The following is a 15,675-nucleotide window of genomic DNA, read 5'->3' as shown; positions in this document are numbered from 1 at the left end:
CGTTCAACCAAGACGTTCGACATAAACCTGGATGCGTCCGCCACACGACAGCCCGACCTGCCAGGCGGTCTCATCGGCGACGCCGAATTCCAGCATTTTGGCCTTGCCGCTGCCGATGATGTCAACGGCTTCGGAAACCACCGCGCCTTCGACGCAGCCGCCCGAAACCGAACCGTGGAAATTACCGTCGGCGTCGATGACCAGATGGCTGCCGACCGGCCGCGGCGCCGAGCCCCAGGTCTCGACGACGGTGGCAATCGCCACGTCCTTGCCGTCCTTCATCCAGTTTTCCGCGATGATCAGTGGGTCGCGGGCTTCGTCCAGTGCTGCGGTATTGTCCATGGCGAAAATCTCCTCACCGGAAATATGGTCACGCCGCGTGCAGATTGCCAAGCCAAAGCCTTGGATCGCTTTGGCGCGTCCTTGCCGCGCCCAGCGACGCGACGAGATCGGAGAGCGCATTGAGATTGTGGACGGGCCGGAACTCGTCGACATGGGGCAGCATCGCCTTCACGCCGCGGGCGCGGGCTTCGAATCCGTCGAAACGCAGCAGCGGGTTCAGCCAGATCAGCCGCCGGCACGATTTCTTCAGCCGCTCCATCTCCTCGGCGAGCCCCGCGACATCGTCCCGCTCAAGTCCATCGGTGATCAGCAACACCACCGCGCCCTGCCCCAGGACACGCCTCGACCACAACCGGTTGAATTCGGAAAGCGTGTCGCCGATGCGGGTGCCGCCCGACCAGTCCTTCACCGCATTGGAGCAATTTTCCAGCGCCTCATCGGGATCGCGATGCCGCATCTGGCGGGTCAGGTTGGTCAGCCTGGTGCCGAACACGAAGGTGTGGACGCGCCGCCGCTTCTCAGCCAGCGCATGCAGGAAGAGCAGGAAGATGCGGGTGTACTGGCTCATCGATCCCGAAATGTCGGCAAGCACGACCAGCGGCGGGTGCATTTCGCGCGGCGAACGGAACTTCGGGAGGATCAGTTCGCCGCCGGTCCTGAGCGCCGAGCGCATCATGGCGCGCGGATCGGCGCGACGGCCGTGCGGATCGGGCCGGAAACGGCGGGTCCGCACCATGTCGAAGGGCAGCCTCAGCTCAGCAATCGCCCGCTTGGCGTCGGCGATCTCGGCGGCGCTCATCTGCGCGAAATCCTTACCGCGCAGCACCTCGTTGCCTGAGAAGGTGAAACGCGCGTCGACCTCGACTTCCGGGATCTCCTGCGGCGCCCGGTTCCTGTTGTGGCCCTCGAACATCGCGTCGGCGACACGGCTTTCGGCGGCGCGCGGCTTCTGCTTCTCGCGGTTGTCGGGCGCTACCGGCGAAAACATCGCCAGCATCTTCTCGATCAGCTCGCGCGACTTCCAGAACAGCCGGAACGCCTCGTCGAATGTCGCGTGATCCTCGTGCCTCGAAACCAGCACCGCATGCAGCGTCCAGTAGAAATCGTCACGGCTGCCGATGCCCGCCGCCAGCACCGCCTCGATCGCATCCTTCACCGACGCCGGCCCGACCCGCATGCCGGCTTTCCTCAGCGCGCGGGCGAAATAGACGATGTTGTCGGCGATACGGCCTTCCGGTTTTACGACGTTCGGCGAGGAATGGAGTTTTTCCATTGCTAAAGCCTACTCGGCCGCGGCCAGCTCGGCCTTGACCTCGTCGAGGATGCGCCGGCCCTCGCCCTGCGCAATGCGGGCGATGTCGTCCTGGTATTTCAACAGCACGCCGATGGTGTCGGACACGGTTTCCGGATCGAGCGCCACCTTGTCGAGTTCGGTCAGCGCACCGGCCCAGTCGATCGTCTCGGCGACGCCCGGCACCTTGAACAGTTCCAGTTCGCGCAGCTTCTGGATGAAACGCACCACTTCGGCCGACAGCAGCTGGTTGGCCTGCGGAACCTTTCTGCGTACGATTTCGAGTTCGCGCACCGCGTCGGGATAATCGACCCAGTGATAAAGGCAGCGCCGCTTCAGCGCATCGTGGATTTCGCGCGTGCGGTTGGTGGTGATGATGACGATCGGCGCCTCTTCGGCCTTGATCGTGCCGAGTTCCGGCACCGTCACCTGGAAATCGGAGAGGATTTCGAGCAGGAACGCCTCGAACGCCTCGTCGGTGCGGTCGAGTTCGTCGATCAGGAAGACGGGCGCAGCGCCTTTCTTGCCCGTGAGCGCGTCGAGCACCGGCCGCCGTATCAGGTATTTTTCGGAAAAGACGTTCTTTTCCATATCCTTGCGGTCGACAGCTCCAGCGGCTTCTTCCATCCGGATCTCGATCATCTGGGCGGCATAGTTCCATTCATAGACCGCCGAGGAGACGTCGAGCCCTTCGTAGCATTGCAGGCGGATGAGCCGGCGGCCGAGTGCCGCCGCCAGCACCTTGGCGATCTCGGTCTTGCCGACGCCGGCTTCGCCCTCGAGAAACAGCGGCCTTCCCATGCGCAGGCTGAGGAACAGCACCGTCGCCAGTGCGCGGTCGGCGACGTAGTCGGCGCCGGTCAGCAGCGCCAGCGTCTCGTCGATCGATTGCGGCACGGCACGCGGTTTCGGATCGGACATCTTTGCTCCGGAGAGATCGGCCATCGGCGTCAAAGCACGTGGTAGGCGCGATCGTGATAAAGCAGCGGCCGCAAATTATCGCCGACGCGCAACCCTGTCACCTTGCCAAAAAGCACACGGTGCGTGGCAAGGTCCTTTGTGTCGAAGAGTTCGCAGTCGAACACGGCGATCGCTTCGCGCAGCGTCGGCGCGCCGGTCGCGATCGTGTCCCAGTGGCCGAGCTCGAAACGTTTTTCGACTGCAAGCCCGCTCAGCCCGGAAAACGCCACCGACAATTCCTGCTGGTCGGCGGCAAGCGTGTTCAGGGCGAAGCGGCCGTTGGCGATGAAACACTCATTGTTGGGGTTTTCGCGGTTGAGGCAGGCGAGCACGGTCGGCGGCGAATCGGAAACCGAGCACGCGGCAATCACGGTGACGCCGCGTCTGCCTGCGGCACCGTCGGTGGTGATGATGTGGACCGCGCCCGCGAAATGCGCCATTGCATCGCGGTAGGCCTGCGGCCCGACGTCGTTCATCTTGAGCACTGGCGAAATTCCAAAAAAGCAAGCTCCCGCTTCGGTATATAAGCTTGCGGGCCGATGTCACAAGCCGCATGAACCGTGCGGTGCCAGCGGCAGGAACGCGATCGCAGCGCCGAATATGCCAGTGTTCTCCCGCCACGTGTGGACCGATTCATCCCGTTTCAAGCATTTCTCTATCGCTGCTGAAGATTCTTCGTCACGATTTCAATGACTTGTACGATTTCGGCAAAGATCGTCTGTCCACACCCTCGCCGGTCGGGCTGGTAGGCGCAAAAAGTGCCGAGCCTAGCCCACCGAGCCTAAGGGCGAGAACACCGGCGGGGCGCTGCGAAGGCGCCATATAATCATTTACGAGGTGCGCTACAGAGCCCCGCTTCCCACCTAACTCAATAGCCCGACGGACAATATCCAAGCGTGGCAACGAAGGAACTTGCCCCACGACTCACCTGAAACAGGTAAACGGAGCAAGAAAACCCCGATCCGCATTGAATGTCTTTAAGGCGAAAGCCGGCAAATAGCTTGCTTGCCCATTCCCCAACGTAAGCCCAGACTGCACGGTCAGCGCTCGAGGGGAAGAGCGCCAGCGAAGGGGATACCGCCATGAACATTCCGGGAGCATCGCCTGCCCTCTACAATGAGGACCTCGCACCGGCAACGGTCCGCAACTGGGGTCCGTTCTCGATCTTCAACGTGTGGACGTCCGACGTCCACAGCCTGTGGGGCTATTATCTCGCCGCCAGCCTCTTCCTGTTCTGCGGCAGCTTCGTCAACTTCCTGATCGCCATCGGCATCGGTTCGCTGATCATCTACTTCCTGATGAACATGGTCGGCGTTGCCGGCGTGCGCACCGGCGTCCCCTTCCCGGTACTGGCGCGCGCCTCCTTCGGCATATGGGGCGCCAATTTCCCGGCGATCGTGCGCGCCATCGTCGCCTGCTTCTGGTACGGCGCGCAGACGGCCGCCGCCTCGGGCGCCATCGTCGCGCTGCTCATCCGCAACGAAGGGATGCTGGCGTTCCACCAGTCAAGCCACATGCTCGGCCACTCCACCCTGGAGGTGATCTGCTATGTGATCATCTGGGGGCTGCAACTCCTGATCATCCAGCGCGGCATGGAAACGGTCCGCAGATTCCAGGACTGGGCCGGACCCGCTGTCTGGGTGATGATGCTGTTCCTGGCCATCTATCTCGTCATCAAGGCGGGCGGCGTTTCGCTTTCGGCAAACATTCCGATGGATGTGCTGCTGGAGAAGACCAAGGACGCCGGCGTGCCTGGCGTCCCGGGCTCCTTCGAGGCGCTGATGGCGGTCGCCGCGATCTGGGTGACCTACTTCGCCGCGCTTTATCTCAACTTCTGCGACTTCTCGCGCTACTCGCCGGACGAGCGTTCACTGAGGATCGGCAACATCTGGGGCTTGCCGGTAAACCTCATCCTGTTCTCGCTGGTCGCCGGTATCACCACGATCGCGGCTTTCCAGGTCTACGGCGAAGTGCTTTTGCATCCCGACCAGATTTCCGCCAAGTTCGACAGCTGGTTCCTGGCGCTGCTGGCCGCGCTTACCTTCGCGGTTGCGACGCTCGGCATCAACGTGGTCGCCAATTTCGTGTCGCCGGCCTTCGACTTCGCCAACGTCTTCCCCAGGCACATCAACTTCAAGCGGGGCGGCTACATCGCGGCGTTGATCGCGCTGGTGCTGTATCCGTTCGCACCCTGGGAAGGCGGTGCGACGCACTTCGTCAACATGGTCGGTGCGACCATGGGGCCGATCTTCGGCGTGATGATGGTGGACTACTACCTGATCCGCAAAGGCTGGCTCAACGTCGAGGACCTTTACCGCGAGGACGGCGAATACCGGTTCCAGAACGGCTGGCACGTCAACGCCCTGATCGCGGCCGGCGTCGGCATCCTGTTCTCGTCGATCCTGCCGAACTTCACCAACTGGCTGCCGTCCTGGTGGGGCGTCTATGGCTGGTTCTTCGGCGTGGCGATCGGCGGCGGCATCTACTACGTGCTGCGCTCGAGAACGCTTGGCAGCGCGCAGGTGGCACGGGCATAGGTCAGGATCGCAAGGCCGTGGGAAGCCGCACGGCTTCCCACGCACTGCCGGTTCATTCGGCGGCAGTGCGATCCCCGGCAAGCTCGTCGGGACGGTTCGGGTCGCCCGGTGCCGTTTCGCAGCCGAGATCCGGGAAGGCAACGATGCGGCTGCCGCGAAAATCGGTGCGCACGACCAGCAGCCCCTGCTCCTCGAAATAGGTGAGCAGGCGCCGCGCCCGGCTCGGCGAATGGCTGCCGTAGGCGCGCGCGAGGGCTGCATCCGACGGGCACGGCTCGCCGCTGACGGCCGACTGCGCGACGATCAGGAATACGCCCTGGATATCGTCGGTGAGGCTTTCCGACAACGCCAGCGCCTGCTGCCAGGTCTCACCCGAAGCGGTTTCCTTGTCGACGCCGGCCCGCGCCACCGCGAGTTTGCGGCGGAAGCCGACAAGCGGCAGCGGCTCGCCCGGCACGCGGGAGATGCGGCAACGCACAAGAAAATCCTGGTAAAGCACTGCAACCGAACGGAAAGCCGCGTCTGGATCGTCCAGAATCCCGCGCATAACGGTGTCGATGAGCGCGTCCCGCTCGGCTTCGTCGAAGACCGGGAACATAGGCTCTGCCGACGCTTCCGGCTGCGGACGCGGCCTGGAGAGTTGCGCAAGAATGTCTGCGGTCGGTGTGGGTGTCGGCGGAGGCGGCGGACGCCGCACCAGCGGGCGCGCTTCGTCGGCTCCCGGCTTGAAGATGAGGTCGCGCGCATCGTCGGAAGCCTCCGGCAGCGGCATCAGCTTCGGGCTGACCGAACGCGGCGATGTCTCGACCGTCCCGATGGTGATCGGCAACGGTCGCCGCGAGACGGCAGGGCCGAGCGCCACGAAGTGCCCTCGCCCCAGATCGCGGAACATTTCGGCCTGGCGCCGCTCCATGCCGAGAAGATCGGCCGCACGCGCCATGTCGATATCGAGGAAAGTACGGCCCATGAGGAAGTTCGAAGCTTCGGCGGCGACGTTCTTGGCAAGTTTGGCCAACCGCTGCGTGGCGATGACGCCGGCAAGCCCGCGCTTACGCCCCCGGCACATCAGGTTGGTCATCGCGCCGAGCGAGATCTTTCGCGCCTCGTCGCTGACTTCGCCGGCAACCGCCGGCGCGAAAAGCTGCGCCTCGTCGACGACGACCAGCACCGGGTACCAGTGATCGCGGTCGGCATCGAACATGCCGCCGAGAAAGGCCGCAGCTGCGCGCATCTGCTGCTCGACGTCGAGGCCTTCGAGATTGAGCACCACCGAGACGCGATGCTGGCGGATGCGGCCGGCGATGCGGGTGAGTTCGGCTTCGGTGCGCACCGCATCGACCACCACATGGCCGAATTTTTCGGCGAGCGTGACGAAATCGCCTTCCGGATCGATCACGCATTGCTGAACCCATGGCGCGCTCTGCTCGAGCAGGCGGCGTAGAAGATGCGACTTGCCGGACCCTGAATTGCCCTGCACGAGCAGACGGGTCGCCAGCAGTTCCTCGAGATCGAGCAGTGCGGACGTCCCCTTGGACGTCGCTCCCATATCGATGCCGACCTTCATGCCTTCTCCTCGTTCAGACCGCTGATTCGGGTGCCGCAGGCACGGAAAGGGATTGCTCTAGCATCTCGATGCGACCGGCGCGCGCATGGTTTGGCAAAAACCCACAGGTCGATTCGGTGGCATGACAAGGGTCTGGCTGGCTGCAGCGATTCGAGGCCTCGGCGCGCCTCAGGTGGCCAACGCTATACCAGCCGGCTCTGCTCTACCGCAGCATTGATGAAGCTCGCAAACAACGGGTGCGGCTCGAACGGACGGCTCTTCAGCTCGGGGTGATACTGGACGCCTATGAACCATGGGTGATCGGGGTATTCGACCGTTTCCGGCAGCACGCCATCGGGTGACATGCCGGCAAACACCAGGCCGCAGTCCTCGAGCTGCTGCTTGTAGTCGATGTTGACCTCGTAGCGGTGGCGGTGGCGCTCCGAAATCTGCGTGTCGCCGTAAATCTCAGCGATCTTGGAATCGCCGGCCAACCGCGCCTCGTAGGCGCCGAGGCGCATGGTGCCGCCGAGATCGCCGGCGGCGCGGCGTTTCTCCAGCATGTTGCCCTTCAGCCATTCGGTCATCAGGCCAACGACCGGTTCGTCAGTCGGGCCGAATTCCGTCGACGAGGCGTGTTCGACGCCGGCCAGCGAGCGCGCCGCCTCGATGCAGGCCATCTGCATGCCGAAGCAGATGCCGAAATACGGCACCTTGCGCTCGCGGGCGAATTTCGCCGCGAGGATCTTGCCTTCCGAACCGCGTTCGCCGAAGCCGCCAGGCACCAGGATGCCATGCACCTTCTCGAGGAACGGCACCGGATCCTCTTTCTCGAACACCTCGCTCTCGATCCAGTCGAGCTTGACCCGCACCTTGTTGGCCATGCCGCCATGCGACAGCGCCTCGATTAGCGATTTGTAGGCGTCCTTGAGGCCGGTGTACTTGCCGACGACTGCGATCGTCACTTCGCCTTCCGGGTTGTGGATGCGGTGAGAAACCTCCTCCCAGCGCTCCATGCGTGGCTTCGGCGCCGGGTCGATGCCGAAGGCCGCGAGCACTTCCGAATCCAGCCCTTCGGTGTGGTACGCCATCGGCACGTCGTAGATGTGCGCCACGTCCAGCGCCTGGATGACCGCCGATTCGCGCACATTGCAGAACAGCGAGAGTTTTCTGCGCTCTTCCTTTGGAATTGCACGATCTGCGCGTACCAGCAGAATATCGGGCGCGATGCCGATCGAACGCAGTTCCTTCACCGAATGCTGCGTCGGCTTGGTCTTCAGTTCGCCGGCAGCCGGAATGTAGGGCATCAGCGTCAGGTGGACGTACACCGCCTGCCCGCGCGGCAGATCGTTGCCGAGCTGGCGTATAGCCTCGAGGAACGGCATCGCCTCGATGTCACCGACCGTGCCGCCGATCTCGCAGAGCACGAAGTCGTAGTCGTCGTTGCCTCCGGTGATGAAATTCTTGATCTCGTCGGTGACGTGCGGGATGACCTGAACGGTGGCGCCGAGATAGTCGCCGCGTCGTTCCTTCTCGATGATGTTCTTGTAGATGCGGCCGGTGGTGATGTTGTCGTTCTGATTGGCCGACCGCCCGGTGAACCGCTCATAATGGCCGAGATCGAGGTCCGTCTCGGCTCCGTCGTCCGTCACGAACACCTCGCCATGCTGATAGGGCGACATCGTTCCCGGGTCGACATTCAGATAGGGATCGAGTTTTCGAATGCGCACGCGATAGCCGCGTGCTTGCAAAAGGGCACCAAGTGCCGCTGCAGCAATGCCTTTTCCGAGAGAGGAAACCACGCCGCCTGTGATGAATACATATCGCGCCATGGGAGTCAGGGCTTAGCGTGGCGGGGATGATTCCGCCAGAGAAAAATGGAGGCAAAGGGCGTTTTCAAAGGCTGTGATTCCCGATCAAGATTCCTGGCAACAAAAAAGGCCGGCTGAGCCGGCCTCTTTCAGGTCGCTGCATTGCGCTCAGAGCACGACGACGTTGGTGCCGACCTTCACGCGACGATAGAGGTCGATGACGTGGTCGTTGACCATGCGGAAGCAGCCATTCGACGAATTGGTGCCGATGCTTTGCGGCGCGATGGTGCCGTGAATACGCAGGTGCGTATCCTTCTTGCCTTCATAGAGGTAGATGGCACGCGCGCCGAGCGGGTTCTCGCCGCCGCCGGGCATGCCGTCCTTGTACTGGCCGTATTTCTTCGGCTCGCGTTCCTGCATCTCCTTGGTGGGGATCCAGCGGGGCCATTCCTGCTTGTCGCCGACCTTCACCTGGCCTTTGTACTGCAGGCCGTCCTTGCCAACGGCGATGCCGTAACGGCGGGCCGAACCCAAACCTTCGACCAGGTAGAGGAAATGGTTGGCGGTATCGATCACGATGGTGCCGCGCGGATAGCCCGAGAATTCAACGACCTGGGGCTCGAACTGCGAGGCGACCTTGAACTTCTTGCGCGATTCCTTCTGGGCAAGCGCAGTATCGAGGGTACGGGTTTCTGGCAGCAGCACCTGGTCGTCGCCGAACAGCGCGCCGAAGAAGCCGGAGCGCGGCATCGTCTGTTCGCTGCGCAATTCACCGTCGTTGCGGAAAGAAGCGACCTCAGGGTCGAATCTTGGCTGTACGGCCCGGATCGGCTCCATCGGCTGCAGGATTTCCTTGCGCGATGCCTCCTTCTGGGCCTTTTCTTTTGCCCTGGCAGCTGCCTTTGCGCTAAGCTTCGGCTCAGGCTTTGCCTTTGCTGCCGATTTCGCCTTGTCATTCGGCTTGAACAGAACAGCGAAAAGTCCAACAGGCTTTTCCTCGGCCTTTTCGACTTCCTTGGCGGTCGTCTTCTTCGCCTTGCCCTTGGAGGCGGTCTTGTTCTTCTTGTTCGACTTGGCGGAAGTCTTGGCTTTTGCCTTCGGCTTGGGTTTGACCTGTTCGACGGCGGCGGTTTTTTTGGTTGCGGTTTGCGCGGTGGCAATCGACGGAGCGCCGAAAACGAGCGCGACGCCGAGGCCAAGGAGTACGAGGCTGCGAGAGATCATGTGTGTTACCCAAGATGTGTTTTGAGGGCGGACGCACCGCGAGGACGCACAAATGCGTACCGCCACCCAGACTGCCCTTGGCCGCTTTATAAGCAATTAACGCAGAGCCCCTCAAGCAGAACAGGGTTGCGGCAGGCATCAAACTATTGCGAGGTCACTGCATTGACAGCGAGTGTGTCGAAATAACAACAGTTTAGCGCAGGCAAAGATTGCCCGATGACTGCTTTGCAGCCTGCATGCAAAAGAAGACGGCGTAAGCCGGGGAGCTTGGATTATTGACCGCTTGGAACCTGCGGCGCGGCGGGCGCTGCCGGTTGCGCCGGAGCCGCGGGCTCGGCAGGGTTCGGCGCGACAGGAGCCGCGGGCGTGTTGGAACCGCCCAGCTGATCGAGGACACCGTTGCCGGCCGGCTGTTGCTGACCATTGGCTGCGGGCACTCGGTCGAGAATATCGATCGGGCGCTCGCCGTAGCGGGCCATGATCGAAAGCGCCAGCGAGGTCGCGAAAAAGGCGATCGCCAGGATGCCGGTCGTGCGCGTCAGTGCGTTGGCCGCGCCGCGTGCGGTCATGAAGCCCGAACCGCCGCCAATGCCAAGACCGCCGCCCTCGGAGCGCTGCAGCAGCACGACGCCGACAAGCGCGAGAACGACCATCAGGTGGATGACGATGAGAACGGTTTCCATAAGGCAATCCGGCAGGTTTCAGGGGCGGCCGAGCGCGCGCGCCAGCTTTGAAGTCGGGTCAGATACACGGCTTTCGTGGCATTTCCAAGCCCGTCGCGGAATATGGGTCCGCCAAACGGAAATGCAACGCCCAAAACACCGCCGGCGAACTACCCGATCGCTTCGTAGGCCTCGGCAATGCCGAGGAAGTCGGAGGCCTTCAGGCTGGCGCCGCCGACGAGCGCGCCGTCGACATTGTCTATGGCAAGCAGCTCGCGCGCGTTGGACGGCTTCACCGAGCCGCCATAAAGGATACGCATCCGCTCGGCCTCGGCACCCAGTCTTTCGCGCAGCCTGGCACGGATGTGGGCGTGCGCTTCGGCGACGTCGGCGACTGTCGGCGTCAGCCCGGTTCCGATCGCCCATACGGGCTCGTAGGCGATCACCGTGTTCTTCGCGGTCGCCATGGTTGCGACCGAACCGCCGATCTGGCGCGACAGAACGTCCAGCGTGGTGCCCGATTCGCGCTCGGCCCGCGTTTCGCCGATGCAGACGATGGCGACAAGCCCGGCCCGCCATGCCGCTTCGGCCTTCGCGTGGACGGTCGCGTCATCCTCGCCGTGGTCGGTGCGGCGTTCCGAGTGGCCGACAATGACGTGGGTCGCGCCGGCGTCCTTCAGCATTTCGGCGGAGATGTCGCCGGTGTGCGCGCCGCTTTCCCTGGCGTGGCAATCCTGCCCGCCGGATTTGACCGGGGTCTGGTGCAAAATCTCGGAAGTGCGATAGAGGAGCGTCGCCGGAACGCAGATCAGCGCTTCGGTCTCGGCATCGAGCCCATGCATGAAGCCGTGGCCGATGGCGTGCAGTTCGGTGAGACTGGCGCCGACGCCGTTCATCTTCCAGTTTCCGGCCACCAGCGGACGAATTCCCGGCGTCATCCCGCGTCTCCCTCTTCATTCAACCATGATGTTCAAGGGCTCTCCCTACCAAAATCGCGCCACAAAGCAATCGACACTGACGGCGAAGGACGCTATTGCCCTTCGTTGACAAGGCGCTTCCATGGCGCCGAACTGGATTAGACCATGCTTGATACCTTGCGGAACGCGGCCGGAACATGGGTCGCCAAAATCCTCCTTCTGCTGCTCGTCATGAGCTTCGCGGTCTGGGGCATCTCCGGCCAGTTGGTCGGCGGCATCGGCGGCAACAATGTGGTGACGGCCGGCGGAACAACTGTATCTACCAACGAATACCGGCTTGCCTACGATCGTCAGATTTCCGTCCTATCGCAACAGTTCGGGCAACGGATCACGCGCGAACAGGCCACCGCATTCGGTATCGACCAGCAAGTGCTGTCGCAGTTGATCGCGGAAGCCGTTCTCGACGAACAGGCGCGCAAGATGGGTCTCGGCCTTTCGCGGGACCGGCTGGCCGATCTGACCCGACAGGATCCCGCATTCCAGGGACCGGACGGTCAATTCAACCGCCAGCAGTTCGATTATGTGCTGCAGCAGGTCGGCATGCGGCCTGACGACTACCTGACGAGCCGCGGCAGGGTGGCGATCCGCCAGCAGATTGTCGAGGCCGTGACCGATGGAATGAAGGCGCCTGATGCTTTCCTGCGTGCCGTCGCGCTCTACCGCGGCGAGGACCGCACCGTCGAATACATTGCGCTCCCCAAGGCTCTCGTCGAGCCAATCGAGGAACCCACTGCGGACGTGCTGGCGAAATGGTTTGAAGAGAACAAGAAGACTTACGCCGCGCCGGAATATCGCAAGATCTCCTATGTGAAGCTGGAACCTGAAGATATCGCCGATACGTCCGCGATCACCGACGAACAGGTCGCAGCCGATTACGAAACCAACAAATCGAAATTCTCGACACCTGAGACCCGGACGATCGAGCAGGTCGTGTTCAAGTCGCCGGAAGCTGCGACCGCTGCCCGCGGCAGCATCGACACCGGCACCACATTCGAGGAAGTGATCAAGGCTGAAGGCAAGACGCCGGCCGACGTGTTGCTCGGAAGCTTCACCAAGGACAAGCTGGCCGACAGCGCGGTCGCGGAAGCCGCCTTCAAGCTGCAGGCCAATGAAGTGAGCGGGGTGATACAGGGCTCATTCGGGCCGGTGCTGATCCGCGTCACCGAGATCAAGCCGGAAGTCGTGCGTCCGCTGGCCGAGGTCAAGGAAGAAATTCGCAAGGATCTCGCCCTGGTCGAGGCGAACCGCGTGCTGCTCGACGTCCACGACAGCTACGAGGATGCCCGCGCCGGCGGTGAATCGCTGCATGAGGCGGCCGACAAGCTCAAACTGAAGGTTGTGACCATTGATACCATCGACCGCGCGGCACTGCGGCCGGATGGTTCGGTGGTGAACGACCTGCCGGCATCGCAGGAGATGTTGCGCGGCGCGTTCGAGACCGAAGTGAATGTCGAGAACCCGGCCTTGAATGTCGGGTCCAACGGTTTCGTTTTCTACGAGGTGGAAGGCGTTACCCCTGCACGCGACCGCACGCTTGACGAGGTACGCGAGAAGGTCGTGACCGACTGGAGGGCTGCCGAAGTCCAGTCCCGGCTTTCGGCCAAGGCGGCCGAACTGGAGAAGAGGTTGAAGGGCGGTACGCCGTTCGACACGCTGGCAACGGAACTCAAACTGGAGAAGCAGACCAAGCGCGGCTTGAAGCGCGAGGCCGACGACGTCGATTTCGGCAAGCCAGGCATTGCCCAGGTCTTCGGCGTGCCCCAGGACGGCACCGGACTGCTGCCTTCGCCGCAGGGCGATGCCTACATCCTCTTCAAGGTGATCGAGGCCTTCGAGCCGGCGGGAGCGGGACCGGAATCATTGCCGGAAGAAGCGCGCAATGCCTTTTCCTCTGGCCTTGCCGACGACCTCCTGGACCAGCTTGTTGCCCGCCTTCAGAGCGAATACACGGTCACCGTCGACCAGGCGGCGATCCAGCGGGCGCTGGCCTTCTGACGAAGCCGATGAGCGACCTGAAGACCCATATCGCAAAGGTTGCCTCAGGCAGCGCGCTTTCGTTCGAGGACGCGCGCTCGGCGTTCGACACCATCATGTCGGGCGAAGCGACGCCCAGCCAGATCGGCGCCTTCCTGATGGCGCTGAGGGTGCGCGGCGAAACCGTCGACGAGATTTCCGGGGCGGTCGCGACGATGCGCGACAAGATGCTCAGGGTCGAAGCGCCGGAAGACGCGATCGACATCGTCGGCACCGGCGGCGACGGCTCGCACAGCGTCAACATCTCGACCGCATCCGCCTTCGTCATTGCCGGTTGCGGCGTGCCGGTCGCCAAGCATGGCAATCGCGGCCTCTCCTCGCAGACCGGTGCCGCCGACGTGCTGATGGCGCTCGGCGTCAAGATCGACCTGCCGCCGGAAGCCATCGGCCACTGCATCCGCGATGCCGGCGTCGGCTTCATGTTCGCTCCGGCGCATCACCCGGCGATGAAACATGTCGGACCGACGCGCGTAGAACTCGGCACCCGCACCATCTTCAATCTGCTGGGCCCGCTTTCCAATCCGGCCGGCGTGAAGCGCCAAGTGGTCGGCGTGTTTTCGCCGGAATGGGTGGAACCGCTGGCCGAGACGCTGAAAGCGCTCGGCACCGAGCGGGCCTGGGTGGTGCATGGCGATGGCTTCGACGAGATCACCACCACCGGCGAAACCCGTGTTGCCGAGCTTTCCGATGGTGCCATCAAGAGTTTCTCGATCACACCCGAGCAGATCGGGTTGTCGCGCCATACGCGAGAGGCCCTTAGGGGCGGCGATTCAGCCTACAATGCGCATGCGATGCGCGAACTGCTTTCCGGAGCACCTGGCGCCTATCGGGACACGGTGCTGATGAACGCCGGCGCCGCACTGGTCGTGGCCGGTACTGCGGCCACGTTGCAGGAGGGTGCTACAGCGGCGGCGAATGCGATCGACAGCGGCAGCGCGGCAAAGGTGCTGGAGACATTGATCACTGTCTCCAGCGGTTACGACCATGGCTGACATCCTGCGCAAGATCGAGGCCTACAAGCGCGACGAGATCGCGGCGGCAAAAAGCCGGTTGCCGCTTAACGAAGTCGTGGCTCGGCTGGGCGACGTGGAGAAGCCGCGCGGTTTCTTGGCTGCGCTCAAAGCTAAACGCGCCGCAGGCGGCTTCGGGCTGATCGCCGAGATCAAGAAGGCGAGCCCGTCGAAAGGCTTGATCCGCGAAGATTTCGATCCGCCCTCGCTTGCGGTGGCCTATGCCGAAGGCGGTGCTGCCTGTCTTTCGGTGCTGACCGACACACCATCCTTCCAGGGCGCGCCGGAATTCCTGACCGAGGCGCGCGCGGCCGTGAAACTGCCGGCACTGCGCAAGGATTTCATGTTCGAGCCCTATCAGGTGCACGAGGCGCGGCTGTGGGGCGCCGATGCGATCCTGCTCATCATGGCGAGCCTTAATGATGCCGACGCAAAGCGGCTCGAGGAGACAGCGTTCGAACTCGGCATGGATGTCCTGGTCGAGGTCCACGACGAAGCAGAGACCGAACGTGCGCTGAAACTTTCCTCCCGCCTGATCGGCATCAACAATCGCGACCTGAGGACCTTCGAAGTAAGCCTCGATACGTCCGAGCGGCTGGCGAAAATGGTGCCGAGCGACCGGCTGCTGGTCAGCGAAAGCGGCATCTTCACCCATGCCGACTGCCGCCGCCTTGCTGGCCATGGCATCGGCACGTTCCTCGTCGGCGAGAGCCTGATGCGGCAGGCCGATGTCGCCGCCGCCACCCGAGCCCTTCTGAGCGGCGTTGCCGCACCAGCCCACTGAAGAAGATGGCGGGCAAGACAGGCCTCACCCATATCGGCGCCCAGGGCGAGGCGCATATGGTCGACGTGGGATCGAAGGCCGACACCGAGCGCACCGCGATTGCCGAGGCTGCGGTGATCATGCAGGCCGCGACGCTCAGGATGATCCTCGACGGCAATGCGAAGAAGGGCGACGTGCTCGGCACCGCCCGCATCGCCGGCATTATGGCGGCCAAGAAGGCGCATGAGTTGATCCCGCTCTGCCATCCGCTGCTGCTGACCAAGGTCAGCGTCGACATAGAACCGGACGAAACGCTGCCCGGATTGCGGGTTACGGCGCTGGCGCGGGTCACCGGCAAGACCGGCGTCGAGATGGAGGCATTGACCGCCGCATCGGTTGCCTGCCTGACCATCTACGACATGGCAAAGGCCGTCGACCGCGGCATGGTCATCACCGGGGTGCGGCTTGTCGAAAAGACCGGCGGCAAGTCCGGCGCCTACCGCGCATCGGAAGGCTGACCA

At 63.2% G+C, this 15,675-nt stretch carries 14 protein-coding genes; 5 read left to right on the top strand and 9 right to left on the bottom strand.

Annotation, left to right across the window (positions count from 1 at the left end; translation table 11 throughout):
* Window positions 1-3: 3 nt before the first annotated feature.
* The 4 genes from OHD58_RS15310 to OHD58_RS15295 are packed head-to-tail and all read right to left on the bottom strand — an operon-like array spanning window position 4 to window position 3,078.
* A complete protein-coding gene (locus OHD58_RS15310; RefSeq protein WP_263804284.1) occupies window positions 4-342 on the bottom strand; it encodes an XdhC family protein in 339 nt (112 codons plus the stop codon).
* Between the two features lie 28 nt (window positions 343-370).
* Window positions 371-1,615, bottom strand: coding sequence for a vWA domain-containing protein (locus OHD58_RS15305; RefSeq protein ID WP_263804283.1), 1,245 nt, complete (start codon window positions 1,613-1,615; stop codon window positions 371-373).
* A 9-nt stretch (window positions 1,616-1,624) separates the two neighbouring features.
* Window positions 1,625-2,554, bottom strand: coding sequence for an AAA family ATPase (locus OHD58_RS15300; protein WP_263804282.1), 930 nt, complete (start codon window positions 2,552-2,554; stop codon window positions 1,625-1,627).
* A 29-nt stretch (window positions 2,555-2,583) separates the two neighbouring features.
* Window positions 2,584-3,078, bottom strand: coding sequence for a flavin reductase family protein (locus OHD58_RS15295; protein WP_263804281.1), 495 nt, complete (start codon window positions 3,076-3,078; stop codon window positions 2,584-2,586).
* 597 nt (window positions 3,079-3,675) lie between these two features.
* Here OHD58_RS15295 and OHD58_RS15290 point away from each other — a divergent pair.
* Entirely contained in the window at window positions 3,676-5,130 is a 1,455-nt protein-coding gene (locus OHD58_RS15290; RefSeq protein ID WP_263804280.1) for an NCS1 family nucleobase:cation symporter-1, read from the top strand.
* Between the two features lie 52 nt (window positions 5,131-5,182).
* On the opposite strand, the gene OHD58_RS15285 is transcribed toward OHD58_RS15290, so the two are convergent.
* From OHD58_RS15285 to tpiA, 5 genes are all read right to left on the bottom strand, one after another.
* A complete protein-coding gene (locus OHD58_RS15285; protein WP_263804279.1) occupies window positions 5,183-6,694 on the bottom strand; it encodes a helicase HerA domain-containing protein in 1,512 nt (503 codons plus the stop codon).
* Between the two features lie 182 nt (window positions 6,695-6,876).
* Window positions 6,877-8,505, bottom strand: coding sequence for a CTP synthase (locus OHD58_RS15280; RefSeq protein ID WP_263804278.1), 1,629 nt, complete (start codon window positions 8,503-8,505; stop codon window positions 6,877-6,879).
* A 147-nt stretch (window positions 8,506-8,652) separates the two neighbouring features.
* Window positions 8,653-9,708 (bottom strand): L,D-transpeptidase, encoded by a 1,056-nt coding sequence (locus OHD58_RS15275; protein ID WP_263804277.1) that lies wholly within the window; start codon window positions 9,706-9,708, stop codon window positions 8,653-8,655.
* Between the two features lie 272 nt (window positions 9,709-9,980).
* On the bottom strand, window positions 9,981-10,391 hold the full coding sequence (secG, locus tag OHD58_RS15270; RefSeq protein ID WP_263804276.1) for a preprotein translocase subunit SecG: 411 nt from the start codon (window positions 10,389-10,391) through the stop codon (window positions 9,981-9,983).
* 149 nt (window positions 10,392-10,540) lie between these two features.
* Window positions 10,541-11,308 carry a triose-phosphate isomerase gene (gene tpiA / locus OHD58_RS15265; protein WP_263804275.1) on the bottom strand — a complete coding sequence of 256 codons (768 nt, stop codon included), beginning with the start codon at window positions 11,306-11,308 and terminating at the stop codon, window positions 10,541-10,543.
* A gap of 144 nt (window positions 11,309-11,452) precedes the next feature.
* On the opposite strand from tpiA, the gene OHD58_RS15260 reads away from it, so the two are divergent.
* Genes OHD58_RS15260 through moaC form a run of 4 tightly spaced genes read left to right on the top strand, consistent with a single transcriptional unit; the run spans window position 11,453 to window position 15,672 of the window.
* Window positions 11,453-13,342 (top strand): SurA N-terminal domain-containing protein, encoded by a 1,890-nt coding sequence (locus OHD58_RS15260; protein WP_263804274.1) that lies wholly within the window; start codon window positions 11,453-11,455, stop codon window positions 13,340-13,342.
* A gap of 8 nt (window positions 13,343-13,350) precedes the next feature.
* Window positions 13,351-14,373, top strand: coding sequence for an anthranilate phosphoribosyltransferase (trpD, locus tag OHD58_RS15255; protein WP_263804273.1), 1,023 nt, complete (start codon window positions 13,351-13,353; stop codon window positions 14,371-14,373).
* Window positions 14,366-15,175: an indole-3-glycerol phosphate synthase TrpC gene (gene trpC, locus OHD58_RS15250; protein WP_263804272.1), complete on the top strand. Its 810-nt coding sequence runs from the start codon at window positions 14,366-14,368 to the stop codon at window positions 15,173-15,175. Before trpD ends, trpC begins: the two co-directional genes overlap by 8 nt.
* A 5-nt stretch (window positions 15,176-15,180) precedes the next feature.
* The gene (gene moaC, locus OHD58_RS15245; RefSeq protein WP_263804271.1) at window positions 15,181-15,672 is read left to right on the top strand and encodes a cyclic pyranopterin monophosphate synthase MoaC; all 492 of its coding nucleotides are present in this window, start codon (window positions 15,181-15,183) and stop codon (window positions 15,670-15,672) included.
* Window positions 15,673-15,675: the final 3 nt, after the last annotated feature.

Origin of the sequence: Mesorhizobium sp. ZC-5 (genome assembly GCF_025753855.1) — a bacterium.
GTDB lineage: Bacteria > Pseudomonadota > Alphaproteobacteria > Rhizobiales > Rhizobiaceae > Neomesorhizobium.
This window is presented reverse-complemented; position numbering and strand designations above follow the sequence as displayed.

Coding starts and splice junctions, on each gene's coding strand:
- OHD58_RS15260 (WP_263804274.1), top strand. CDS start 11,453: ATGCTTGATACCTTGCGGAACGCGGCCGGAACATGGGTCGCCAAAATC.
- OHD58_RS15280 (WP_263804278.1), bottom strand. CDS start 8,505: ATGGCGCGATATGTATTCATCACAGGCGGCGTGGTTTCCTCTCTCGGA.
- OHD58_RS15275 (WP_263804277.1), bottom strand. CDS start 9,708: ATGATCTCTCGCAGCCTCGTACTCCTTGGCCTCGGCGTCGCGCTCGTT.
- OHD58_RS15285 (WP_263804279.1), bottom strand. CDS start 6,694: ATGAAGGTCGGCATCGATATGGGAGCGACGTCCAAGGGGACGTCCGCA.
- OHD58_RS15310 (WP_263804284.1), bottom strand. CDS start 342: ATGGACAATACCGCAGCACTGGACGAAGCCCGCGACCCACTGATCATC.
- trpC (WP_263804272.1), top strand. CDS start 14,366: ATGGCTGACATCCTGCGCAAGATCGAGGCCTACAAGCGCGACGAGATC.
- tpiA (WP_263804275.1), bottom strand. CDS start 11,308: ATGACGCCGGGAATTCGTCCGCTGGTGGCCGGAAACTGGAAGATGAAC.
- OHD58_RS15290 (WP_263804280.1), top strand. CDS start 3,676: ATGAACATTCCGGGAGCATCGCCTGCCCTCTACAATGAGGACCTCGCA.
- OHD58_RS15305 (WP_263804283.1), bottom strand. CDS start 1,615: ATGGAAAAACTCCATTCCTCGCCGAACGTCGTAAAACCGGAAGGCCGT.
- trpD (WP_263804273.1), top strand. CDS start 13,351: ATGAGCGACCTGAAGACCCATATCGCAAAGGTTGCCTCAGGCAGCGCG.
- OHD58_RS15300 (WP_263804282.1), bottom strand. CDS start 2,554: ATGTCCGATCCGAAACCGCGTGCCGTGCCGCAATCGATCGACGAGACG.
- secG (WP_263804276.1), bottom strand. CDS start 10,391: ATGGAAACCGTTCTCATCGTCATCCACCTGATGGTCGTTCTCGCGCTT.
- moaC (WP_263804271.1), top strand. CDS start 15,181: ATGGCGGGCAAGACAGGCCTCACCCATATCGGCGCCCAGGGCGAGGCG.